A 23,809-nucleotide genomic window follows, 5' to 3' on the forward strand; every position below is an offset into this window, starting at 1 on the left:
AGGGGTTGGGTCATGCTTAAGAGAAGTATTAAATTTCCTTTGATAATGAAGTCAGGTGCAAAGGTGCGAACTATAGAAGAGTTAAGAGCAAATTTTGACTTGGAATCAGTGATGGAGCTATTTTTTGATGGCAGGTTAAAGGTATGGTTAGAACAGAGATTTTATAAAAACGAACTTGAACAATTGGAAAGAATTAAGGATATACCTATTGAAGAGGCAGAAACTATTGCAAAAAGATTGTTTGAAATTTTCAACATCCCATTTTCTGAAGATCATTTGGATGTTAATTACATAATTAAAAAAAGACAGAAGATAGAAATGTTAAAACAATTCACAAATGAACAAATTGAAAATGTAGACCAGGTAGCAACATCGCAAGAGGAACTATGCAAGATTTTGGAGAACAGCGTGTTAAATAATGAAACAACAGTATATTTATTGGGAGATATTTTTGAGGTCAGCGATAAATATTCACATGTTCAATACATTGGTTTAAATAATCCCAAAGTAAAACTGTTGTGTGAAGGGACTTTCAATGCCAAACAAAAGGATATCTCTTTCGCTAATTTAGTTCTAACTTCAGATACAGATATTAGATTCAAGCCAGGTACGAACTCTAATGTTACATTTGAAGGAAAAAATATATCGTTGCAAAAAGGTGATTTTAATAATCTTATAGGAAGTATAAAGATTGATTACAGTCAGTTTGGAGATTCGGGTATTTCTAAAGGTCATAGAAATATTTTTGTATACGAAAATACGATTGTAGTTAGAGAAGGAAAATGTTTTGTTTTTTATGATCTAAGCAGCGGAGAGAAACTTAAACAATTCAAATTGCTTAGCTCTTATGTAAAGTTATGTAGAGAAAATAATATGTTTTATATTTTAGATTATGAGGAAGTAAAGGGATCGAGAAAGTATAAGAGTGTGTTATATAGTTTGGATTTAATAAATCCGTATGAAATGAAAAAGCAAGAATTAGATTTAATATGGAATGTAGAAGATATATCCGATTTTGGAAGTATAACGGTTGAAAATAATCAATTATTTATTAATGAATTTTCTCGTGGTAACAGACGACAACAAGAAGAGGCTAGTTATTATTCATATTCCATTAATTTAAATGATTTTCGTGTTGCTACTAACCATGTGCTTAGAAAAATTGACAAAAGCCCCTTTGAAAGAGTTGCTACATTATATGATCTGAAAAATTCTCACTGTTTTTCTTTCTTTAAAGGAAAGCTTTATTATATTCCTGTTATTCCCCATAGATTTTTTCATTGGGAGGGAGCGGGAAAAGTGTTTAGTGTAACTTCCGATTATCCAATGTTTGATATTGGAATGAATAGCTTTAGGATTGCATCCGATAAGATATTTGCTGTCCGAGGCCAAGGAAGCCAATATAGTATTGATGCGGGATTATATTTCTCTAGTTCTCCATTTGCAGACTCTTTTGAGTTGGGGGGATTTTTAAAATTTAAAGGAGAAATAACGGTTTATGATTTAAAAACAGGCACGAAAATAGCAGAGTTACAGAGTTACGAATTTGATTTTATGAATGTGATTGACACATATTTAGTAACCGCTAAAGTTGGTCGGAAAAAGGAAGATGGTACAGAAAAACCAGGAGAAATTAGTATTTGGGATACTGATACATTGGAGAAGTTAAGTACAATCAATGTACCAGGGCTATTTGATAAGGATATTGATATTGATATTAGTGGCGATAGAATGGCGATTCTTTGCGAGGACCAAGTGTTTGTTTATGGATCGTAGGGAGGGGAGCAAATGCTTTTAGAACAGGTAAAAGAAAAGGTATTGCATTACATTGACGCACAATTTCCTATTCTTTATTTAAATACATTTGAAGAAGCAAAAGCTGATGAAATCATAAAGAAATCTGCTTATGGAAGAGAAATTTTAGAATGGAATGCATCAAGAGGGTTTGTTGATTTCCGAACAAAACTTCCTCTTCTGGAGGGCACGGATCGATTAGAAGTTACTTTATCGTTTTTGAATAATAATGATGAACTAAGAGGAAAAATCCTCGTAATAAAAGACGTGCATCACTTTATTGACAATCCTTATGTCATTAGCAGGTTAAAAGACATTTCTCTTCGTATTCATAATGGATTGGAAACAATAATCTTTCTGGTTTCGCCAGTTTTGAAAATTCCTGTTGAGTTAGAAAAGTATACAACCATTATTGAAATTGATTATATGGGAGAAAAGGAAATAAAAAGTTTGATTAAACAGTTTATAGAGGTAAATGAACTCCCCGATATACCTGACTCTTTGTTAGAGGAGTTTACCACTGCCTTTAAAGGATTGACTGAATATGAGATTATCAATATTTTATCCCTTGCCTACTCAAGAGAGGGTAATCTAAATCATAAAGATTTAGAAATTGTATATGAGCAGAAATTCCAAATGATTAAGAAGTCAGGAATTCTTGAGATGATTCCTCTAAAGGAAAGCTTCGATGAAATCGGAGGGCTTGATAATTTAAAAAAATGGCTTTCCAACAAATCCATCGTCTTTAAAAATATGAACAAAGCAATGGAATATGGAGTGGATATTCCAAAAGGAGTTTTAGTTGTAGGGATGCCTGGCTGTGGAAAATCATTAAACGCTAAAGCAACAGCTCACCTTTTTGGTATTCCTTTACTTCGGTTAGACATGGGAAGATTAATGGGGAAATATGTTGGAGAGTCTGAAGCGAATATGAGAAAGGCGATTAAGTTAGCGGAAGCGATTTCTCCTTGCGTTCTTTGGATTGATGAGCTTGAAAAAGCCTTTGCAGGTATCGGGAACAGTGGTAACACAGAGGTAGCGAGTCGATTGTTTGGTCATTTTTTAACATGGATGCAAGAAAAACAGAGCCCAACTTTTGTAGTCGCTACTGCAAATGATATTTCCAACTTACCACCCGAATTATTAAGAAAAGGTCGTTTTGATGAGATATTTTATGTAGATTTGCCTACAGAAGATGAAAGAAAAAAAATTTTTGAAATTCATATTGGAAAACGAAGAAAAGAAGATTTGGAGAAAATCGATGTAGCTAAACTGAGCAAAAAAACGGATGGGTATAGTGGAGCAGATATTGAAGGAGTCGTAAAGGAAAGCATAGAGAAAGCGTTTGTTGCTGGTAAAGAGCATATTACAACTGAAGATATTCTTGCTGTAATAGAGAATACTCGTTCTTTATCAGAACTATTTAAAGAAAAAATAAAACTCTTAGCAGAAATTTATAAAAATAATCACTTTAAACCTGCATCCCAAAAATAAGAGAGGGGAAGAGAATGAGTTATAGGGGAGACAATCAGGAGGCATTAGAACTTATCGAACTTATTCAAGGTACTATTGAGAGTTATTCAAAAAAAGAAAAAAGTTTAACAGACGATGCTTGGATTAAAAATGAGTTGCGAAACAACAATTTAGAGATTGATGAGAAAGAGATTGAGGTATTCAGTAAAGAAGTATTAGAAACCATAGAATTGAACAATAGGAACATTGAAAGTATTAATAGAGCAATTGAAAATGGGGTTTCTAAAGAAGCATGGTTTCAACAGAAAGTGCAGGAAGCTTCTGCTGGAATGTCGGTGAACCAAGTTGGGCAATACTTGCAAAACATTGATAATGCAATTAATAATGCAAACGATTTAATGAGTCAAGTAATTCTGAATAATGATGGTACTATTAATCGTAATATTAATCTTGATGGTTTTATTTTTGAACAACATCATGCTAATTCCTTCAATTTAGACGTTGCATTAAAAGGTGGAGATTATAAAGCCGAGGCTTTGAAACCAAATCCTAGGGAAATTTATAAAAGAAATTCTGTGGATTTAGTTATTAAGGATAACCAAGGTAGAATAGTAAAGAAATATCAAGCAAAGTTTTCCTCAGATTATAAAAATGCAACCATAGCCTTTAAGAAAGGGAATTATAAATTTCAGGGAAAACTTGTTGCAAAGGGTCAAGTCGAAAATGTGGCAAAAAGCACAGACACGATAAGCATTAAAAACTATAAAAGCACACCTTTAAGTAAACAAGAGGGAAAAGAGCTTCAGAAACTTGCACAAAGCGGAAAACAAATAGAGGTTGATTGGAACTACTATAAATTAAAAGATTTAACGAGTCATATGACTAAAAATGTAGCATTAGCTGGTGTGCGATCAGCGGCCATTGCGGTTGGGTACGATTTAGTTTATAAATCGATGACCAATAAAAATATTGAAGTAAATGAAGTGGTGGAGTTAGCACTTAAAACAGGGGCGGATTCAGGTGTAAAGACTTCAGTAACGGTTGCTTTAAAAATAGCCTCAGAAAAAGGGCTTTTAAAAGCAATCCCACCTGGAACCCCCCCAGCAGTAATTGCCAATATTGCAACTGTATCCATCGAAAACGTGAAAGTTTTAAATAAAGTGGCTAATGGTGAATTGAGTGTTACTCAGGGACTTCAACAAATGGAGAGAGTAACAGTTGCTACTGTTGCTGGATTGGCAAGTGCAGAATTAGGAACTGTTACAGGCTCGGTAGCAGGAGCTTTGGCTTTAAGCTGGATACCGATTGTGGGTAGTCTAGTAGGTGCTGTAATAGGAGGAATTGTTGGAGGTACAGTTGCCTACATGGCTGGTTCAACAATTGGTGGTAAGATATGTGAAACCGCCCAAAAGGTTAGGAAAACTGTCGTTGCTTCATTAAAGACAGGAGCAAGAGCAGTTGGAACAGCGGTTAACAAAGCAAAAAATTTTGTTAAATCACTTTTTTAGTTTGAGTGAGTATTTTTCCATTAGGATCGCAGTGCACAGGCACTCTTGTCTGGAAGGGGGAAACAACATTGAACATTCGCCACGCAACGGTCGATGATGCCAAACGGCTCGCCGCGCTCATTTTGCAAGTCGAGTCGGAGTTTGAAGCGGGGGAACGCAAGCTCACTCCCGAACAGCAGCGCAGTCACCTCGAAGCGATCACGAACGAAGACAACGCGACTATATTGCTTGCCGAGATGGACGAAGGGGAGTTGGTCGTCTATTTATTGGCAAGGGGGGATTTGCAAGACGAAACCGACATTCCGTTTACATTGTCATCGGGCTGCTTGCCGCTTTTCGGGGAAAAGGAGTCGGCACGATGCTGCTGACAGAGCTGGAGCGATGGGCGCGGGAAAAAGGCGTTCATCGCCTTGAACTGACCGTCGTGATAGACAATGCCCCTGCGATTTCGTTATACCAAAAGATGGGTTTTGAACAAGAAGGCGTCAAGCGCCATTCGCTGAATATCAACGGTCGATACGTCGATGAATATTGCATGGCAAAATTGCTGTCATAGCTTGTACGAATGAGGAAAAAGGGGGGGAAGAGGTAGACCGTGTTTGTTTTTTCACCGGATTTCCGGAGGTTATTGCCTCGATGTTGCTTGAGGAGCTGATCGCGAAATGGGCTCCAGAAAAGATTTATACGTTTGTGCTGTCCAATATGAAAGACAAGAAAAGTCCGACGCTGAATATTTCAGGGAATGGTTTTTGTATGAGTTCGGTATTGAACCGGACTCATGCTGTGTTATTTAACTAATGAGGAAGATTTCAATCACTCTTTAAATTTCGTGCATCAAATTATTTGCTGAGACGTAAAACTTGTAGACGGCGATTCGATTGAGGACATTCAAAAGCATTCGTATACTTTTCGGTCATATGCGACAAATAAGGAAGAGCCGTTATAGAAGGTTTTTCTTTGACAGTGATGGTAAGCCGAACAAAGTTGAAGTAATGCAAAATCAAACGAGCTTGCAATACGATGATATGGACACGTTAATGCCGCTACCTCTGCACCTTGCACAAAAGGCAAAAGAATATGCTAAGATGGTGTTGTAGAACGAACAGACAGGAAACAGTGAAAGGAATGGTGCGCATGAATATACAGAAAATTGTTCAGCGGCTTTCTCGTGACGAATTGTTGGAGCTTGTGTTGAACTTAATTCGATCGGACAAGCGTGTTCAAGAACGGGTGCTTGATTTTTTGGAACGAAATGGGTGCTTGACTGCCAAAGAAACGGCACAAAAACATAACCGCGAATATCGGGAGAAATTTGCGGAAGCAATCGGTATTGTTAAGGAATTTAATATGTATGGTGGTGGACCTGAGGAAGAAGAAGACATTGTTTACGAACATATGGAAACAATCCTCGCGCTCCTTCAAGACGGACATCTTCCTGAAGGCGCTAGAGAAGAAATGATTCATGCGTTAATGGAGCAATATTTAGAAGGTAACTCAGGATTTGAGGATGCGATATGGGAATGGATCGAGCAAATCGCTTCTACTGAAACACATTGGCGCACGATCGTCGATTATTTAGAATCATTGGGGGATAGATACTATCAGTCGCTCATATTAGATATTTATCGCTACAAGCTTGATGATGCGCATACATATGAACAAAGACGGGCTCAGCAGCTTCGCTATGGAAGCGATTATGTCGAATATGCTTTATTTTTAGAGGAAAAAGGCGATCGGGATAAAGCATTGGAAATTGCGGAGAAGGGACTGAAAGAGGGAGAAGGGGCGCTAGACGGCTTGTATGCCTATTTGTTCAAGCGGTACGATGAAATGGGAGAGAAGGAAAAAGCACTTCAATTATTGAAACAACACTTTTTCCATCGTCCTTCTTATGAGCTGTATCAACAAGCGATTGTATACGCACCGCCAAACCAAAAAGAAACAGTGAAACAAGAATTGTACGATTGGCTCGAAAGCCATCCTGTGCACGCTTTCCTCAAAGCGAAAATTGACTACAGCGAAGGAAATAGCGAAGCGCTGCTTCACTATGTGACAAAACGTTCGCGTGCTTTTGATTATTCCAGCCCATCAACATATGAACGGTATTTGAACAAGCACTATCCACTTGAAATGATTGCATACTATAAACGAATCGTCGAAGCGTTACTTGCGGAAAGAAAGCGTTCCGCCTATCGACGCGCCATTGTGTTTATTAAAGAAATCGAGCATGTATACACGAACATTCTCAAAGAGCCGAACAAATGGGACTTCTATTTTCAAAGTTTTATCGTGCCGCATCAACATCGTCTCCCTGCCTTTTTAGATGAGTGGAAGAAGCATTGGGATTAGGATTAGAAAGTGGTTGCTAAGGCGGTGCATATTCGCACCGCCTATTTTTATCCAACAATTGCTTTCGTAAACTCAGTAAAGTCTGTTAAATGGCTGTCGAGTATTTTTTGTAAAATGGTCAAATTCAGTTCTTGATAGTCATGCACGGCGATATTGCGAAATCCGACCATCGCTTTCATTTTTTGCGATAGGGATGGAGAGATGATGCCGTGTTGTTCTAAAAGAGTAAAAGCGTCTCGGCTTGTTTGTGGAAGTCCGAGCTTTTTTTGCGCGACGATGTGCATCGCTAAGTCAATGCTCGCTTCACACGCTCGTTGAAGATTGAGGACAATGGAATCTTGCTTTGTGTAGTTCTCCAAATGTTTTGGATTGTTTTCGTATTCTTCCTGAATACGCTTCAGACACCGTTCAATCACACTTACTTTATTTAAGATGACATCATTAATCATAAACCGACCCACTTTCAGCAATGTTTCGCAAAATTTCTGCTCGTTCTTCGTTTAGCTTCGCATACATTTTCAGAATTCGCCATTCGTACTCCGCTTTTTTTTGTTCGTCTGCACAATAGATGACTTTGCCGCTACTGACGATTTGTGCTTGAAAAACGGTGCTCGCTTGCTTTAAATCGATGAGGTCAACGTCTCGTTGTAATCGCTCTGCCGATTGTTGTGCAAGCATAAAGCGTTCATAATGATCCAACGATCGTTTATCGCTTAAGAAAGCAATATCTATATCGCTATCGGGACGAACGTGTCCTGTTGCTGCTGAGCCGAACAAATAAATAACATATGGGGAGACTGCATCTTTTAACATTTCGACTATGATTTGTTCCATTTGTTCCGTCATGCCACCATTCCTCCTATTTCCAATTATATTATTTTCGTTTGTGCCTGTCACCTGTCGAAACTAGACCCCCTCGACTTTAGTCGTTGGGAGATTCGGGAACGCATTTTCTTTTCCTCGATTCGCATAGGTTTGCACATCAATCCCGAAGTCATATAACTGAACCATGCTCTCGTCCCCCTCCTCCGAAACAATTCACTAAAAATTTAGCATACTGTTTCAGAAAAGGGGAGAAGGATATCCCGGAGGAATTTGCAAAAAAGAAGGCGTTTTATTCGGAGATAAAATGATAATTTACAAAAATGAGGAAGCGCGCAACGACCATTTCGGCGAAGTGAAAGTGTATGTGCAAATGTTGTATGGCTTGCCGATGCAAGTGAAGCTAACAGACGGGCAGGAAGAGAGACGAGTTGGTTTGCCAAAGCCGTTTATCGATGCGGTGCTCGAAGCGCAAAAACATGCAGGAAATGTTGTCGTGGAGCGAAAATGGGTCGAAAAGGGCGTTCGGTACGGAACGTTTGAAAAGAGAATTACGTGAAGAGCTTGGCATTGTTGTTGATATTCATGACGAGTTACTATTTGAAATCGATGTATCCATTGGAGGAAAAAACGGTTCTTTTATAAGCCGTAGTGGAAGCGATCCGCGCGTTATTGGCAGAAAAGCCTGTCGGCAATGACATTTGGATCGCGCTCGTATGGTGTTTAGGTATTCTCATTGTTGCGTATATAACTGCAATGCGCGTCTACAGACGAAAAATGGCGTGAGGATAGGGCAAGCAGATGATTTGAAGTGAGAAAGATATGTTCGTTACAATAAGGAAGAAAATTCCCTCCGATCTGGAGGACAAAACCGAGGTGTGACGATGAAAATTGAAGTATGGTCCGATTTTGTTTGTCCGTTTTGCTATATCGGCAAGCGGCGGTTAGAAGAGGCGCTTTCGTCTTTTCCGCATCGGGAGAATGTCGAGGTCGTCTTCCGTAGTTTTGAACTTGATCCGCATGCAAAAAAAGAAACGCCATTTAGCATTCACGAAATGATTGCGCAAAAATACGGCATTTCCGTAGAAGAAGCGAAGCGGGCAAACGCCGATATTGGCAAGCAAGCGGAGGCGCTTGGTCTTACGTTCCGTTTTGAGACGATGAAACCGACCAATACGTTTGATGCCCACCGTCTCGCGCAATATGCGAAGGAAAAAGGGAAGCTTGATGAAGTAGTAGAGCGGCTGTTTTACGCCTATTTTACCGAATCGAAGCGAATTAGCGACCGCAACGTGCTACTGGAGCTTGCCGAAGCAGCAGGGCTTGATCGGAAAGAGGCGGAAGCGGTGCTTGATAGCGAACGTTATGCCGAACACGTGCGAAACGAGGAAGCGATAGCGGCTCAACTCGGCGTCCGCGGTGTACCGTTTTTCGTGCTCAATCAAAAATATGCGATTTCTGGCGCTCAGCCCGTCGATGTATTCCGCCAAGCATTAGAAAAAGTATGGGCAGAAGAACAGCAGTCCTCATCGCTACAATTGCTTGCGGAAAAAGGAAAAACGTGCACGGACGAAAATTGCGCTATCGACTAAATTCAAGCAAATAAAAAGCCGGCTAGGGAATCCTGACCGGCTTTATCTTAGTGTGCTCGGCATGGGTGCAATCTCTAGGGTGAAAGTCCCGAACTGCGAAGGCAGAAGTAGCAGTTAGCTTAACGCAAGGGTGTCCGTGGCGACACGGAATCTGAAGGAAGCGAGCGGCAAACTTCCGGTCTGAGGAACACGAACTTCATATAAGGCTAGGTATCATTGGATGAGTTTGCTAAACAAAACAAAGTCCTTTCTGCCGAAGGTGATACAGAGTAAATGAAGCAGATAGATGGAAGGAAAGATTGCACTCTTACCCGAGGAGGTCTGATGGATACGTGAAGTACCCTTCACAACCTACTTAGCGATAAGTAGCTGAATCATCAGAAGTCAGCAGAGGTCATAGTACGAATCGGTCTAGAACGATTCGGAAGGACTGAACAATCAAGAGAAAATAGCCCTTGGCATTCAGTCCGTCACGATGAACACAGAAAACATAGGACCTCCCAAGAGAAAGGAAACGGTGAATCCCGTGGGGGATCTTTTGGAGGGTGGAGTGACGACTGGCATAAGAAGAACAGCTATTTACGGAAGGAAGAATAACGATGGTTTTGAATCAAATCCTGTCACGAGAGAACATGCTTCTCGCATTGAAACGAGTAGAACAAAATAAGGGCAGCCATGGAGTAGATATGATGCCCGTACAAAACCTGCGAACGCACATCGTCGAAAACTGGCAGTCCATCAAAGAAGCGATTCTCAAAGGTACCTATGAACCGATGCCTGTCCGAAGAGTCGAAATCCCGAAGCCTGATGGCGGTGTTCGGTTACTAGGTATCCCAACCGTGACAGACCGTTTGATTCAACAGGCGATTGCCCAAGTATTGTCGAAGATATATGACCCGATGTTTTCCGAACATAGCTATGGCTTTCGCCCAAATCGAAGTGCCCATGATGCAGTGAGGAAAGCACAAGGATATATCAAAGAAGGATACCGATGGGTTGTAGACATCGATTTGGAAAAGTTCTTTGATCAGGTCAACCACGACAGACTTATGAGCACATTGGCGAAAAGAATCCACGATAAACCGTTATTAAAATTAATCCGCAAGTACTTGCAGTCGGGTGTCATGATTCATGGAGTGGTTTCAAGTACAGAGAAAGGAACGCCACAAGGTGGTCCATTAAGTCCGCTCCTTTCCAACATCGTCCTTGATGAGCTGGATAAAGAATTAGAGAAAAGAGGACATCAATTCGTTCGTTACGCAGACGACTGTAACATTTACGTAAAATCAAAAAGGGCAGGAGAACGAACAATGGCAAGCGTTCAACGATTCATCGAACGTAAACTTCGCCTAAAAGTGAATGAGAAAAAGTCGGCAGTAGACCGTCCTTGGAAACGAAAGTTTCTTGGATTCAGTTTTATCGATGCCGAAGAGCCCAAGATTCGAGTGGCAGAAGAAAGTCTCAAACGAATGAAGAAGAAAGTACGAGAAATCACCTCGAGAAAGATGCCATATTCCATGGAATACCGAATTCAGAAACTGAATCAGTATTTATTCGGATGGTGTGGGTACTTTGCGCTGGCGGATACGAAATCAATCTTTCGGAAAATGGACGGGTGGATTCGTCGAAGACTTCGTATGTGCTTATGGAAAAGTTGGAAAACACCAAAAACGAGGATACGAAACTTGATCAAATTGGGAGTTCCTTCGTGGAAAGCGTATGAATGGGGAAATAGTCGGAAAGGATATTGGCGTATTTCAAATAGCCCCATCTTACACAGAACCCTTGGAAACTCCTACTGGAATGACCAAGGGCTCAAAAGTCTACAAGAACGTTATGAATTCTTGCGTCATTGATCTTGATTGAACCGCCGTATACGGAACCGTACGTACGGTGGTGTGAGAGGACGGAGGTTAATCACCTCCTCCTACTCGATTTCCACATCATCCATATGCAAGATGGAATTAAGCGAAATTGCTAAATCTGGATACAAAAAAGACGTTAAAACATCTTTCGGGCCGAATACTGCGCGTTTTTGAAACCGCCCGTCTTCTAAGCCGATGACTTCAATCGTCCGATTGCTTGGGTCCTCCATCCAAACCTACCGGACGTGTTTTACTCGCTTGCGGATTTTGGATTCGACCAGTTTTTTGGTTCCTGGATGAGCCGCCCGCTCCTCACGGAAGCTGTGCCTTGATTTCTTCCATTTGCGCGAGGTGGCGCTGTTCATGATAGCCGACAAATTCCACCCATTGCTTCAAATTCAGTGGCCCAAAAATTGGATGCGGGAACGATTTGGCTTCCAAGTCAGCCGGGTTGGCTTGCTCCGTGATTTGGCGCAACCGCTGCCGCGATTGATGCAATTTTTCTTCCAGTTCGTGTCGAGTGAAAAAGCGGTCGCTCGGGCGGGCGAAATCAGGCGCCTCCACTTTTTTCGAACGGTCAACGGTCAAGTGGATCGGTTTCTCCTCGACCGGTTGGCTCTCGCCATGCTTTAATGTATGGGCGATCATGGCTGCGATCGATGTTTCGATTAAGTACAGGTGTTCGAGCACTTGGGCAATCGTCCAACTTCCGTCCGCCACTCGGGTGTTCAGCTGTTCGTCCGACAGCCCGGAAACGCTTTTGATCAGCTGTTGGCGCACTTGCTCATTATGATCCATCATGTTTCCCTCATTTCGATGTAGATTTGGTTTTATCGTATCATAAGGAAGATCAACCGTAAAGCCGTTTTGTGTTCGCCGTGATCATGGTTTTGACTTGTTCGATATCTCGGCCATAGTGTGCCGCCACGGCTCGCGCGGAGTCCAATTGGGATCGGTGCCTGTCACCGCCCAGGGGTGCCGCTGTTTTGGCCGTTTTCGTCCAAGCGGTGGAAAGTGCCGCTCTATCGGACGGGAAAAGGGATGGAGAAAGCATTAGTTGGCATCGCTTGGATCGCATTCGTCTATTTTGGCGTCAACGGCTTGTTTCACGAATGGTGGCGGTCATGGTTGTCGATGTGGTAACGGCGTCCGATCAAAAAAAAAGGAAAAAAGAGGTGAGGTGGCGAATATAGTGAGAGGAACGGATTTGACTAGATAAGGGGGAGAGGAAGATGAGCGAACAATATCCGGTGCTCTCGGGCGCCGAGCCGTTTTACGCCGAAAACGGGCCGGTCGGGGTGCTGCTCGTGCACGGATTCACCGGCACGCCCCACAGCATGCGTCCGCTCGCTGAAGCGTATGCGAAAGCCGGCTATACCGTTTGCCTGCCGCGCTTAAAAGGGCACGGAACGCATTACGAAGACATGGAACGGACGACATTCCACGATTGGGTCGCCTCGGTCGAAGAAGGATATGGATGGCTGAAACAACGATGCCAAACCATTTTTGTCACCGGGCTGTCGATGGGTGGGACGCTCACGCTTTATTTGGCGGAACATCACCCAGACATCTGCGGCATCGTGCCGATTAACGCCGCTGTCGACATCCCGGCCATCGCCGCCGGGATGACGGGCGGGGACGAGCTGCCGAGGTATCTGGATTCGATCGGTTCGGACTTGAAAAATCCGGATGTGAAAGAGCTGGCATACGAGAAAACGCCGACCGCTTCGCTTCTTCAGCTGACTAGGCTGATGGCACAGACAAAAGCGAAACTCGATCGCATCGTCTGTCCGGCGTTGATTTTTGTCTCCGACGAAGATCACGTCGTGCCGCCGGGAAACGCCGACATCATCTTTCAAGGCATTTCATCGACGGAGAAAGAGATCGTCTGCCTCCGAAACAGCTACCATGTGGCGACGCTCGATTACGATCAACCGATGATTATTGAACAGTCTCTCGAATTTTTCGCCAAGCACGCCGGATAGGATCGGTGCCTGTCACCGCCCGAAGTATGTCGAAAAGCTCTGCGGAGAGAAATCTCTGTAGGGCTTTTCTTTTGTCTTCCTTTTCTTTGATTAAAAAGAAAAAGGCAAAGCGACAATGGCTTTCCCCTGAAATGGATGTGGATGATATCTAGTCATCTGAGACTTTAATCAAAACTTCTTCTCTTTTCCGTTTTATTCGTTTCCAAAGATATGGTCCAGCGAAGAATAAACGCTTTGTAACTATTCAGTCACATGATCAAGTGGGCTGAATTTAAACAGTTTCTCCCTTCAAAAATTAAATTTTCAACCTAAAAAACGGTTCATCCTCCCACTTTTTTACCCCATTTGTCATAAAAATTTTCCGCAAAATTCAATTTTCTACTTTTGCATTTCCCTTATTTCCCGATTTTAATCAAATTGTCCCTTATATTCCACGAAAGGATGATTTGTGTGCAATACCTCGATTTAAAAATGGATTTTATGTTTAAACAACTGTTCGGCCACCCAAGTAGAAAGTCAATCACGATGGCGTTTTTAAATGCGTTGCTACATCGGACTGGAGATGATCGCATCATCGACGTACAGTTTGAAAACACCGAACTAACGAAAGAAACAGAAGACGGTAAGACTGGACGATTGGATGTCATCGTTCGCACAAACCGCGGCGAGCGCATTCACGTTGAAATTCAAATCATCCCACAATACGGTATGCCCGAACGGCTATTGTATTACTGGGCAAGGTTGTTTTCATCTTCACTATCGAAAGGAGAACGGTACGACATCCTCCCTCCAACGATTATGATCGCCATCTTAAATTATCCCCTTTTCCCACATGAAACAGATCGCTTCCATACCGTTTTTCACATTCGTGAAGACGAAGAACAGTTTCTTTGGAGCCATCACCTTGAATTTCATGTACTCGACTTGTCACAATTTATGGTAAAATGGAAGAAATATCGGAGAGAAGTGAAACAGTCACCGGAATGGCCATGGCTAACGATGTTGTCGGCTGTCGATGGACGAACGAAAAAAATGGATGAAGAGATGTTTCGTGAATTGGAGGGAATAGCCATGACAGAACAAGACATTTTAGAAGCGCTAGAAGAATGGCAAAACTTAAGCGTCGACCCCGAAAACCGTTACGCGTACGAAATGCGGCTGAAATGGCTCCTTGATCAACTTTCAAACATTCGCGGCAGTCGGGAAGAAGGAAGACAAGAAGGATTGAAAAAAGGATTAGAACAAGGTCGAGAAGAAGGGAAAAATGAAACGATTCGAAAAATGGTCGAAAAAGGAATGAGTATAACAGACGTTGCCCATATTCTCGACATGACAGAGGAGGAAGTACGGGAGCGGTTGGGGGATTAGCGAACGGTGTCGGGGGCTGTTCAACTATGTTGTGTCCCTCTTTGTCCCACGTCAATGACGTTGCACAGGTGATTGGAGAGCGATCAGAAAATCGATTCGCTGTTCAAATACGTCCTGAATTAAACCATCGAGAAGAAGTATTAAAATAAAAACCGCAGCGTTGCCTCATTGGCAGCACTGCGGTTTTTCTCTTACTAGCGATGCTCATTTCCTCCGCCCCAAAGGGAACGGCCGCCTGTATGTCCAGTTTGTTCATGAATGTCTTCATCGACTAACTGTAAAAGGCCAGGTTCTTCGTTATGATGCCAAGTATAGCCTTCTGGAGTTTGTCCATTGGCAAGAGCTTGTACATCAGTTTGCGATAATTCTAATTGGTGGGCAAGGCTTGGATTCTCTTGAATCGCTTGATACAATGTATCGTTCGCCAGTTTAAAATGAACCTTATCGCTTTCTAAATACAAATCTTCGGCAATAATTAGCGAACGGTGCCAGGCACTGTTGTTCAAAACGTTTGTTTTTTGTTGAAAACAATTTCTAAATTGTGCTTGCCTAAAGTGAGCTTCAAACTGTCGAACTCGGGGTAGAAGTTCTGTGTCCTTTTTGGGAAGAGACTATACGATTAGAATTGAAAAATGCCCCAAGTGTTTTTCATCACTTGGGGCATGGACTGAAGTTGCGTTAGCAAATTCGTTCCTTATTTCTTATATTATATTATTTGCTTTTAACCATTCTTCAAATAGCTTACTTCCGACTTCATAAGATAAATCATCTGCATCAACAGTAAAAATCTTGTAACCATATTTTTCATGGAAATCATACTTATCTAATATTTTTTTAACTAATGTAGTATCTTGTTCATTATCTAAAAAAACTACCCATTTATTTTCATTCTGAATTTTATATGCGACTGCTTCTAAATCAACATTGTTCTCATAATATCCTAAATGAAGATGCTGATTTGGATCAAATTTCACGTTTATTCACTCCCTATAATTGATTACCATATGAAGTGATGTTTTTTCATATTAGGAGCTACATGATAATGTATATACATCCAAATTGACATTTTAACCTCTGATTCACACAGCACACCCGATGCGGCGTAACACCTCATCTGGATGTTGTAAGACGTACTGTTCAAAGCGAGTAATGGATTGGGCAATGTCATTTTGATCCTTGTGAAAAACGTTGGCAATCACTTCATCTTTCAACCACTTCCACAGCCGTTCAATCGGATTTAACTATGGAGAATACGGTGGCAAAAAGATAAAGTGAAAAGTAGCCCCTTCTTGACTATTAAGGAACGCTCGCACCATCTTGGCATGATGAATACGCGCATTGTCCAACACAAGCACGAGGAATCGGTCCGTATATTTCTCTTTCAATCGGCGCAAAAAGTCGAGGAACGTTTCGGCATTGGCGGATGATGCGCGATGAAATACCACATCGCCTTGTTGAACATCGACGGCGCCAAAAATAGAAACGTGGGCGTGGTGACCGTAGCTCGGCACGTGTTTTTGATTTCCTACTTCTGCCCATGTCGTACGCAACGCTTGATAGGCACGAACATGTGTCTCATCCACATAAAACATGGTAACATTCTCGGTAATTAGTTTTTTTTATAAATTCAAGTTCTCTTTGAAAAGCAGCTTGACGCTTAGCGTCTCCTTTGACGAGCTTATACGTCGGGCGTGTCCATGACAAACGCAAACGATGCAACAACTTGCGAATCCCTTCCCGTGACATCGAAACACCATAAGTTTGTTGAATGTAAGATTGTAAAATGCGCGTGTTCCATGACGAAGCGATGCCCCAGCCAGCATCCACAGGTGTAGTAGTTAACACGAGTTGTCTAATTTCTTGTTGTTGTTCTTCCGTAAGAAATGGCACGCGACCAGGTGGCAACCGACGATCGAGTAGACGATCGAGCCCACCTTGATTAAAACGTGCAACGTAGAGGGCAACGGATTGACGGCACAGATTGACCATTTTGGCCACATCTTTGCCGAGGTGACCTTCCATGACAAGACGAACAGCGGTCACCCGAACGCGAAGAGAAGCATCTTTGATTTTCCGTTCTTGTTTCCAAAGTGTTCGAGGCGTCCAGCCGTGATCATTTGTGATTTTCAAACGTTTCATACCAATTCCGCTCCTTTTGTATAGAAATATTTAGGAGCAGTATAGCCATGAAAAAAGGTGTTCATACAGACATCAGTTGTTTAACAAGCATCAGTTCATCCCGAATCGGAATGCCGTCTGCGCTAAAGAGCGGAATGCTCGGTTTAATTTGTCTTGCTTTTTCCACGGCATTCGGGAAGACTTTAACAATCTGGTAGCCTCGTTTTTGATAAAATCGCAATGCGCGCAAATTATCGTTCGTAGTAATTAGGCGAATTAAGGCACATCCATGCTGCGCGGCGAATGTTTCCACTTGTTCCAAAAGAGCGCTGCCGATCCCTTGGTTTTCAATCACACTGTCTAGTGAAACAATCTCGCATTCCCCTTTATGGATGACAAAGGTGATTAGCCCCGCTATTTCCCCGTTGTCTTGGAGAGCGGCAAAACCGTCCAGCTTGCTGCAATCATACACTCCCGTTGAAACAACCATTTGCGGACTTCCCCAATGGGCATTAAAAAACTTCTGCACTGTCGAATGGTCAGCAAGATGAGTAGGGATGATGTTCATATTAATCTACCTTTCATGTCTGATTGATGTGTATCCTAATCTTCAAACTCGGTCAAGTCCTGATTATTGTGTAAAATTTCGCTCTCGTTCCAACGAATTTAGGCCTTGGGAAAATTAAACAGCTTTTTGCCGTTTCTTTTTACACAAAAACTCGGACTTCATCGATTATTGCGGTCATCGTCTTATTGACGGTTGGTGTGACTGTTACGCATGCGACGTTATATTCCATCGCCATCGTCGTCGGATTTATAAACCGCGACTCGAATATGAAACTTGTCGATATCGTTTATGCGCTTGTAGACGGAGCGCGGACAGCGTTAGGGGTCGCCGCCGCTACTGCAGCTGCCGGAATTATTGTCGGCATCGTGACGAAAACAGGATTAGGGTTAAAGCTCGCAAACGGATTGCTTGATATTGCAGGAGGGCATTTATTGCCGACGTTATTTTTAACGATGATTGCGGCGATCGTTTTAGGAATGGGGTCGCCAACAACCGCGAACTATGTCATTACGTCAAATGTTATTGTATATAAAGATAAAACATATTATTCAAAAAAACAACCGCGAACTATGTCATTACGTCAACGATTGCTGCGCCAGCCATTATTTTGCTTGGTGTTCCTGATTTATCGGCTCATTTATTCGTGTTTTACTTTGGGATTATTGCAGATATTACTCCTCCGGTGGCGCTCGCGGCTTTTGCGGCTGCTGGTGTATCAGGTGGGGAGCCGATTCGCACCGGAATTCAATCGGCGAAGTTGGCGATTGCGGCGTTCATTATTCCGTACATGTTCGTCTTATCCCCACAGCTGCTTATGATTGATACAACGATGACCGAGTTAGTTTGGGTTGTTTTTACAGCTATCATAGGGATGGTTTCGATCGGTGCAGGGATGATCGGATATTGGATGCGCAGTTTGCATTGGATTGAGCGAGTCGTTGCGGTTGGCGCCGGTGTGATGCTCATTAACCCGACTGTTTGGTCAGATGTCATCGGTCTTGGCAGTTTTGTAATTTTACTTGTTTTACAATTCGTTTGGAAACGAAAATAACTAGCTTACAACTGAAGAAAACAACAGAAAGTCAGCGTATGATACGCTGGCTTTTTCTATTGATTGGAAGTAACAAGAGTATATACATAAAATTCATTATTTTTAATCAAAAACATAATATATAACATAATAAAAATATTAATTATATATTTCTTTTTATTTGATTTTTATTTCTTATTTAGTATAATTCTAAATGTATAATGATTTTCATTTTAAAGTGAATGGAGGAAAGGAACATGGAAAACAACAATCAAGCAAACGGAGGAAAATGTCCTTTTCATCACGGTGGAGCGACAAGTGTACAATCGAGTGGCACAGTAAATCAAAATTGGTGGCCGAATCAATTAAACTTAAATATTTTAAGACAGCATGATAAAAAGTCGAACCCGATGGGAGAGCAGTTCGACTATGCTGCGGAGTTTGAAAAATTAGACTATGAAGCTTTGAAACAAGATTTGCGCGACTTAATGAAAAACTCGCAAGATTGGTGGCCGGCAGATTACGGTCATTACGGCCCTTTGTTTATTCGTATGTCTTGGCATGCGGCAGGGACGTATCGTATTGGCGATGGCCGAGGCGGTGCTAATCGTGGCACGCAACGTTTTGCCCCTTTAAATAGTTGGCCTGACAATGCGAATTTAGATAAAGCGAGACGGCTACTATGGCCGATTAAGAAAAAATACGGGAATAAAATTTCTTGGGCGGACTTGCTCGTTTTAGCTGGTACAGTGGCGATTGAAGATATGGGTGGAAAAACGATTGGCTTTGGAGCTGGGCGCGAAGACGTTTGGCATCCTGAAGAAGATGTTTATTGGGGAAGCGAAAAAGAATGGCTAGGAGATGCACGCCATACGGATGATCGCCAGTTAGAAAATCCGCTTGCTGCCACGCAAATGGGGCTTATTTACGTCAATCCTGAAGGGCCAAACGGCAATCCGAATCCGCTCGCAAGCGCACGTGACATTCGTGAAACGTTTGCGCGCATGGGAATGAACGATGAAGAAACGGTCGCTCTCATCGCAGGCGGCCATACGTTCGGTAAAGCGCATGGAGCAGGGGATGCTTCTCATGTCGGTCCCGATCCAGAAGCGGCGCCGATTGAAGCGCAAGGATTAGGATGGCTTAGCACATATCGTTCTGGCAAAGGAAGCGACACGATTACGAGCGGGATAGAGGGGGCATGGACGCCTACACCGACGACATGGGATCATAGCTATTTTGATTTATTATTCGGGTACGAATGGGAGTTAACGAAAAGTCCTGCCGGGGCTTATCAGTGGAAGCCTGTGCAACCGAAAGAAGAACATCTTGCGCCCGATGCGGAAGATGCAACGAAAAAAGTGCCGACGATGATGACAACGGCCGATTTAGCTTTACGAATGGATCCAGCGTACGAAAAAATTGCTCGCCGTTTCCATCAACATCCTGAACAGTTTGCTGATGCTTTTGCGCGCGCTTGGTTTAAACTAACTCATCGCGACATGGGGCCAAAAACGAGATATTTAGGTCCAGAAGTGCCGGAAGAAGATTTTATTTGGCAAGATCCGATTCCTGCAGGAGATGTGGAATTGACGGAAGAAGAGATTGCACAATTAAAAGAAAACATTTTAAACTCGGGCTTAACTGTGAGCGAGCTCGTTGCGACAGCTTGGGCTTCAGCGAGCACGTTTCGCGTTACCGACTATCGGGGAGGAGCGAACGGAGCGCGCATCCGTCTTGCGCCACAAAAAGATTGGGAAGTGAACGAACCGGAGAAACTTCAAAACGTATTACGCGTATTCGAACGTATTCAAAGTCAGTTTCATAAACACGTGAGTCTCGCTGATCTGATCGTGCTTGGCGGCAGCGCAGCAGTAGAAAAAGCAGCCCGCGATGCCGGGTTTCATGTCACTGTTCCGTTTGCGCCAGGGCGCGGCGATGCGACGCAAGAACAAACTGATGTAGACAGCTTTGCGGTATTGGAGCCTATTGCTGATGGGTTCCGCAACTATCAAAAGAAACAATATCACGTCAGTCCAGAAGAGTTGCTAGTGGAAAAAGCATTTTTACTCGATTTAACAGCGCCTGAAATGACCGTATTAATTGGCGGGTTGCGCGTTCTTGGGGCGAATTATAGTAACGCGAAACATGGCGTATTTACTGATCGAGTAGGCGTGTTGACGAATGACTTTTTCGTCCATTTGCTTGATATGAACATCGAATGGAAGCGACAAGAAGGTGGCATTTATGAAGGGCGAGACCGAAAAACGGGCGAATTGCTTTACACAGCAACAAGAGTCGACCTTGTCTTTGGGGCAAATTCCATTTTACGTGCTATCGCAGAAGTGTATGCCCAAGATGACAATAAAGAAAAGTTCGTCAACGATTTTATTCAAGCTTGGGTCAAAGTGATGAACGCCGACCGCTTTGACTTAAAACGAAAAAAGCAAAACAAACAACAAACGATATCTAAACGATCATGATATGTCAGCTGTCGTCGAAACAATCGGCGGCAGCTTTTTCTATGTGCCATATGCGGAAAGATGAAAATAAGGTAAAATAAAAGATAAATAGAAGGTGGTAACGACTTGTAGAAAAAGAAGGAGAAAGAAGGATGAGACAAACGTTTCTCGGTTCGTTGTATTTATCGCTCGCGGCTAGCATTTGGGGTGGGATGTATGTCGTGAGTAAATATGTGCTTGATTACGTTCCACCCTTTACGCTCGTATGGCTTCGTTATGCGATCGCTTTTTTTGTATTATGGATGATTTTACGGCTAAAGCGCATCCCAATGCCGAAAGGAAAAGACGATTGGAAGCAGATCATACGTATCGGCATCGTCGGATATGTTGTTTCCATTTCACTCCAGTTCGTCGGGACGAAATGGTCGGATGCGCACACCGCGTCGCTCATTACGTCAGCAACTCCTGCGTTTATCGTCATCTTCGCTCGCTGGCTGTTGAATGAAACGGTGACGCCGCGAAAACTAAGCGCCCTTTTACTAGCAACGATCGGGGTTGTTGTGATCGTTGGCTGGAGCGAGGGAGAGGCGACGTCGTTTTTCGGGAACGTGCTACTCGTCGGAGCTGCGGTGACGTGGGCGCTTTTGTCTGTGCTCGTCAAAATGGTATCTGCGCGCCTTTCCGTATTAGTGATGACGACATACGCGATTTTTGTCGCCCTCATTGGCACAACGCCGATGATGGTATGGGAATGGCTAGAACGGACGCCACAAACGTTTTCGTTTTCAGTCGTGCTCGGGATTTTTTATCTCGGGATCGTGTCGACGGCAGGAGCGTTTTTTCTTTGGAATAAAGGGATGGAAATGATGGATGCGGGCGTCGGTTCACTCTTTTTCTTTTTCCAGCCACTTGTCGGTTCTTTATTCGGTTGGCTTTTTTTACATGAACAATTGCGTCTATCTTTTTGGATTGGCGGGGTGTTCATTATCATCGGGGTCGTCATTGCTGTTTTCGAGAAAAAAGAAAGAAAAAGTCAGCGCCTCACACGCTGACTTTTTTAGTGTGCTCGGCATGGGTGCAATCTCTAGGGTGAAAGTCCCGAACTGCGAAGGCAGAAGTAGCAGTTAGCTTAACGCAAGGGTGTCCGTGGCGACACGGAATCTGAAGGAAGCGAGCGGCAAACTTCCGGTCTGAGGAACACGAACTTCATATAAGGCTAGGTATCATTGGATGAGTTTGCTAAACAAAACAAAGTCCTTTCTGCCGAAGGTGATACAGAGTAAATGAAGCAGATAGATGGAAGGAAAGATTGCACTCTTACCCGAGGAGGTCTGATGGATACGTGAAGTACCCTTCACAACCTACTTAGCGATAAGTAGCTGAATCATCAGAAGTCAGCAGAGGTCATAGTACGAATCGGTCTAGAACGATTCGGAAGGACTGAACAATCAAGAGAAAATAGCCCTTGGCATTCAGTCCGTCACGATGAACACAGAAAACATAGGACCTCCCAAGAGAAAGGAAACGGTGAATCCCGTGGGGGATCTTTTGGAGGGTGGAGTGACGACTGGCATAAGAAGAACAGCTATTTACGGAAGGAAGAATAACGATGGTTTTGAATCAAATCCTGTCACGAGAGAACATGCTTCTCGCATTGAAACGAGTAGAACAAAATAAGGGCAGCCATGGAGTAGATATGATGCCCGTACAAAACCTGCGAACGCACATCGTCGAAAACTGGCAGTCCATCAAAGAAGCGATTCTCAAAGGTACCTATGAACCGATGCCTGTCCGAAGAGTCGAAATCCCGAAGCCTGATGGCGGTGTTCGGTTACTAGGTATCCCAACCGTGACAGACCGTTTGATTCAACAGGCGATTGCCCAAGTATTGTCGAAGATATATGACCCGATGTTTTCCGAACATAGCTATGGCTTTCGCCCAAATCGAAGTGCCCATGATGCAGTGAGGAAAGCACAAGGATATATCAAAGAAGGATACCGATGGGTTGTAGACATCGATTTGGAAAAGTTCTTTGATCAGGTCAACCACGACAGACTTATGAGCACATTGGCGAAAAGAATCCACGATAAACCGTTATTAAAATTAATCCGCAAGTACTTGCAGTCGGGTGTCATGATTCATGGAGTGGTTTCAAGTACAGAGAAAGGAACGCCACAAGGTGGTCCATTAAGTCCGCTCCTTTCCAACATCGTCCTTGATGAGCTGGATAAAGAATTAGAGAAAAGAGGACATCAATTCGTTCGTTACGCAGACGACTGTAACATTTACGTAAAATCAAAAAGGGCAGGAGAACGAACAATGGCAAGCGTTCAACGATTCATCGAACGTAAACTTCGCCTAAAAGTGAATGAGAAAAAGTCGGCAGTAGACCGTCCTTGGAAACGAAAGTTTCTTGGATTCAGTTTTATCGATGCCGAAGAGCCCAAGATTCGAGTGGCAGAAGAAAGTCTCAAACGAATGAAGAAGAAAGTACGAGAAATCACCTCGAGAAAGATGCCATATTCCATGGAATACCGAATTCAGAAACTGAATCAGTATTTATTCGGATGGTGTGGGTACTTTGCGCTGGCGGATACGAAATCAATCTTTCGGAAAATGGACGGGTGGATTCGTCGAAGACTTCGTATGTGCTTATGGAAAAGTTGGAAAACACCAAAAACGAGGATACGAAACTTGATCAAATTGGGAGTTCCTTCGTGGAAAGCGTATGAATGGGGAAATAGTCGGAAAGGATATTGGCGTATTTCAAATAGCCCCATCTTACACAGAACCCTTGGAAACTCCTACTGGAATGACCAAGGGCTCAAAAGTCTACAAGAACGTTATGAATTCTTGCGTCATTGATCTTGATTG

22 protein-coding genes and 4 pseudogenes are annotated in these 23,809 nt (G+C 42.8%); 15 read left to right on the forward strand and 11 right to left on the reverse strand.

Annotation, left to right across the window (positions count from 1 at the left end; all coding sequences use genetic code 11):
- The first annotated feature begins 12 nt into the window (after positions 1 to 12).
- The 5 genes from ACPF7I_RS03825 to ACPF7I_RS03845 all read left to right on the forward strand — a co-directional run bounded on the left by ACPF7I_RS03825 (position 13) and on the right by ACPF7I_RS03845 (position 7,124).
- Positions 13 to 1,776 (forward strand): hypothetical protein, encoded by a 1,764-nt coding sequence (locus ACPF7I_RS03825; protein WP_430744729.1) that lies wholly within the window; start codon positions 13 to 15, stop codon positions 1,774 to 1,776.
- Positions 1,777 to 1,788: 12 nt separating this feature from the next.
- Positions 1,789 to 3,288 carry an AAA family ATPase gene (locus tag ACPF7I_RS03830; RefSeq protein WP_430744727.1) on the forward strand — a complete coding sequence of 500 codons (1,500 nt, stop codon included), beginning with the start codon at positions 1,789 to 1,791 and terminating at the stop codon, positions 3,286 to 3,288.
- Between the two features lie 14 nt (positions 3,289 to 3,302).
- Positions 3,303 to 4,775, forward strand: a complete 1,473-nt coding sequence (locus ACPF7I_RS03835; RefSeq protein ID WP_430744725.1) for a hypothetical protein — start codon at positions 3,303 to 3,305, stop codon at positions 4,773 to 4,775.
- 223 nt (positions 4,776 to 4,998) lie between these two features.
- Positions 4,999 to 5,331, forward strand: a complete 333-nt coding sequence (locus tag ACPF7I_RS03840) for a GNAT family N-acetyltransferase (RefSeq protein WP_430745981.1) — start codon at positions 4,999 to 5,001, stop codon at positions 5,329 to 5,331.
- A gap of 578 nt (positions 5,332 to 5,909) precedes the next feature.
- A complete protein-coding gene (locus tag ACPF7I_RS03845; RefSeq protein WP_430744724.1) occupies positions 5,910 to 7,124 on the forward strand; it encodes a hypothetical protein in 1,215 nt (404 codons plus the stop codon).
- Between the two features lie 47 nt (positions 7,125 to 7,171).
- Here ACPF7I_RS03845 and hepT read toward each other — a convergent pair whose 3' ends face one another.
- From hepT to ACPF7I_RS03860, 3 genes and pseudogenes are all read right to left on the reverse strand, one after another.
- Entirely contained in the window at positions 7,172 to 7,573 is a 402-nt protein-coding gene (hepT, locus tag ACPF7I_RS03850; protein ID WP_255573470.1) for a type VII toxin-antitoxin system HepT family RNase toxin, read from the reverse strand.
- Positions 7,566 to 7,970: a type VII toxin-antitoxin system MntA family adenylyltransferase antitoxin gene (gene mntA / locus ACPF7I_RS03855; protein WP_043968371.1), complete on the reverse strand. Its 405-nt coding sequence runs from the start codon at positions 7,968 to 7,970 to the stop codon at positions 7,566 to 7,568. The genes hepT and mntA overlap by 8 nt, the downstream gene beginning before the upstream one ends.
- Before the next feature lie 87 nt (positions 7,971 to 8,057).
- Positions 8,058 to 8,135: pseudogene (locus tag ACPF7I_RS03860) on the reverse strand (DUF6431 domain-containing protein); the annotation flags it as partial.
- Positions 8,136 to 8,283: 148 nt separating this feature from the next.
- On the opposite strand from ACPF7I_RS03860, the pseudogene ACPF7I_RS03865 reads away from it, so the two are divergent.
- The 4 genes and pseudogenes from ACPF7I_RS03865 to ltrA (ACPF7I_RS03880) all read left to right on the forward strand — a co-directional run.
- Positions 8,284 to 8,493 (forward strand): annotated as a pseudogene (locus ACPF7I_RS03865) (virulence factor); the annotation flags it as partial.
- A 98-nt stretch (positions 8,494 to 8,591) separates the two neighbouring features.
- A pseudogene (locus ACPF7I_RS03870) lies at positions 8,592 to 8,732 on the forward strand (ABC transporter permease); the annotation flags it as partial.
- 98 nt (positions 8,733 to 8,830) lie between these two features.
- Entirely contained in the window at positions 8,831 to 9,538 is a 708-nt protein-coding gene (locus tag ACPF7I_RS03875; RefSeq protein WP_042896010.1) for a DsbA family oxidoreductase, read from the forward strand.
- A 599-nt stretch (positions 9,539 to 10,137) separates the two neighbouring features.
- Positions 10,138 to 11,394 (forward strand): group II intron reverse transcriptase/maturase, encoded by a 1,257-nt coding sequence (ltrA, locus tag ACPF7I_RS03880; protein WP_064221401.1) that lies wholly within the window; start codon positions 10,138 to 10,140, stop codon positions 11,392 to 11,394.
- A 71-nt stretch (positions 11,395 to 11,465) separates the two neighbouring features.
- Here ltrA (ACPF7I_RS03880) and ACPF7I_RS03885 read toward each other — a convergent pair whose 3' ends face one another.
- Entirely contained in the window at positions 11,466 to 11,633 is a 168-nt protein-coding gene (locus tag ACPF7I_RS03885; RefSeq protein ID WP_430744721.1) for a hypothetical protein, read from the reverse strand.
- A gap of 82 nt (positions 11,634 to 11,715) precedes the next feature.
- Entirely contained in the window at positions 11,716 to 12,204 is a 489-nt protein-coding gene (locus tag ACPF7I_RS03890; protein WP_430744720.1) for a DinB family protein, read from the reverse strand.
- 431 nt (positions 12,205 to 12,635) lie between these two features.
- On the opposite strand from ACPF7I_RS03890, the gene ACPF7I_RS03895 reads away from it, so the two are divergent.
- Both ACPF7I_RS03895 and ACPF7I_RS03900 read left to right on the forward strand, forming a co-directional pair.
- Positions 12,636 to 13,388, forward strand: a complete 753-nt coding sequence (locus ACPF7I_RS03895; RefSeq protein ID WP_430744718.1) for an alpha/beta hydrolase — start codon at positions 12,636 to 12,638, stop codon at positions 13,386 to 13,388.
- A gap of 450 nt (positions 13,389 to 13,838) precedes the next feature.
- Positions 13,839 to 14,756, forward strand: a complete 918-nt coding sequence (locus tag ACPF7I_RS03900; protein ID WP_021094328.1) for an Rpn family recombination-promoting nuclease/putative transposase — start codon at positions 13,839 to 13,841, stop codon at positions 14,754 to 14,756.
- Positions 14,757 to 14,950: 194 nt separating this feature from the next.
- Here the strand turns inward: ACPF7I_RS03900 and ACPF7I_RS03905 are convergent, their stop codons facing one another.
- The 6 genes from ACPF7I_RS03905 to ACPF7I_RS03930 all read right to left on the reverse strand — a co-directional run bounded on the left by ACPF7I_RS03905 (position 14,951) and on the right by ACPF7I_RS03930 (position 17,442).
- Entirely contained in the window at positions 14,951 to 15,262 is a 312-nt protein-coding gene (locus tag ACPF7I_RS03905) for an HNH endonuclease (RefSeq protein WP_430744716.1), read from the reverse strand.
- A 195-nt stretch (positions 15,263 to 15,457) separates the two neighbouring features.
- On the reverse strand, positions 15,458 to 15,730 hold the full coding sequence (locus tag ACPF7I_RS03910; protein WP_033026638.1) for a DUF3986 family protein: 273 nt from the start codon (positions 15,728 to 15,730) through the stop codon (positions 15,458 to 15,460).
- Between the two features lie 105 nt (positions 15,731 to 15,835).
- Positions 15,836 to 15,967 (reverse strand): integrase, encoded by a 132-nt coding sequence (locus ACPF7I_RS03915; protein WP_430744714.1) that lies wholly within the window; start codon positions 15,965 to 15,967, stop codon positions 15,836 to 15,838.
- Positions 15,968 to 15,997: 30 nt separating this feature from the next.
- Positions 15,998 to 16,339 carry an IS630 family transposase gene (locus ACPF7I_RS03920; protein WP_430744713.1) on the reverse strand — a complete coding sequence of 114 codons (342 nt, stop codon included), beginning with the start codon at positions 16,337 to 16,339 and terminating at the stop codon, positions 15,998 to 16,000.
- Positions 16,332 to 16,895 (reverse strand): helix-turn-helix domain-containing protein, encoded by a 564-nt coding sequence (locus ACPF7I_RS03925; RefSeq protein ID WP_430744712.1) that lies wholly within the window; start codon positions 16,893 to 16,895, stop codon positions 16,332 to 16,334. The genes ACPF7I_RS03920 and ACPF7I_RS03925 overlap by 8 nt, the downstream gene beginning before the upstream one ends.
- A gap of 61 nt (positions 16,896 to 16,956) precedes the next feature.
- Positions 16,957 to 17,442, reverse strand: a complete 486-nt coding sequence (locus ACPF7I_RS03930; protein WP_042896045.1) for a GNAT family N-acetyltransferase — start codon at positions 17,440 to 17,442, stop codon at positions 16,957 to 16,959.
- A 164-nt stretch (positions 17,443 to 17,606) separates the two neighbouring features.
- Between ACPF7I_RS03930 and ACPF7I_RS03935 the strand changes: the two are divergent.
- From ACPF7I_RS03935 to ltrA (ACPF7I_RS03950), 4 genes and pseudogenes are all read left to right on the forward strand, one after another.
- Positions 17,607 to 18,493: pseudogene (locus ACPF7I_RS03935) on the forward strand (DUF3394 domain-containing protein); the annotation flags it as partial.
- 236 nt (positions 18,494 to 18,729) lie between these two features.
- Positions 18,730 to 20,955, forward strand: coding sequence for a catalase/peroxidase HPI (katG, locus tag ACPF7I_RS03940; protein WP_430744710.1), 2,226 nt, complete (start codon positions 18,730 to 18,732; stop codon positions 20,953 to 20,955).
- A gap of 131 nt (positions 20,956 to 21,086) precedes the next feature.
- The gene (locus tag ACPF7I_RS03945) at positions 21,087 to 21,986 is read left to right on the forward strand and encodes a DMT family transporter (protein WP_430744709.1); all 900 of its coding nucleotides are present in this window, start codon (positions 21,087 to 21,089) and stop codon (positions 21,984 to 21,986) included.
- Positions 21,987 to 22,543: 557 nt separating this feature from the next.
- Positions 22,544 to 23,800, forward strand: coding sequence for a group II intron reverse transcriptase/maturase (gene ltrA, locus ACPF7I_RS03950; RefSeq protein WP_064221401.1), 1,257 nt, complete (start codon positions 22,544 to 22,546; stop codon positions 23,798 to 23,800).
- The last annotated feature ends 9 nt before the right edge of the window (positions 23,801 to 23,809 follow it).

It is taken from the genome of Anoxybacillus dikiliensis (assembly GCF_050613275.1).
Taxonomy (GTDB): domain Bacteria; phylum Bacillota; class Bacilli; order Bacillales; family Anoxybacillaceae; genus Anoxybacillus.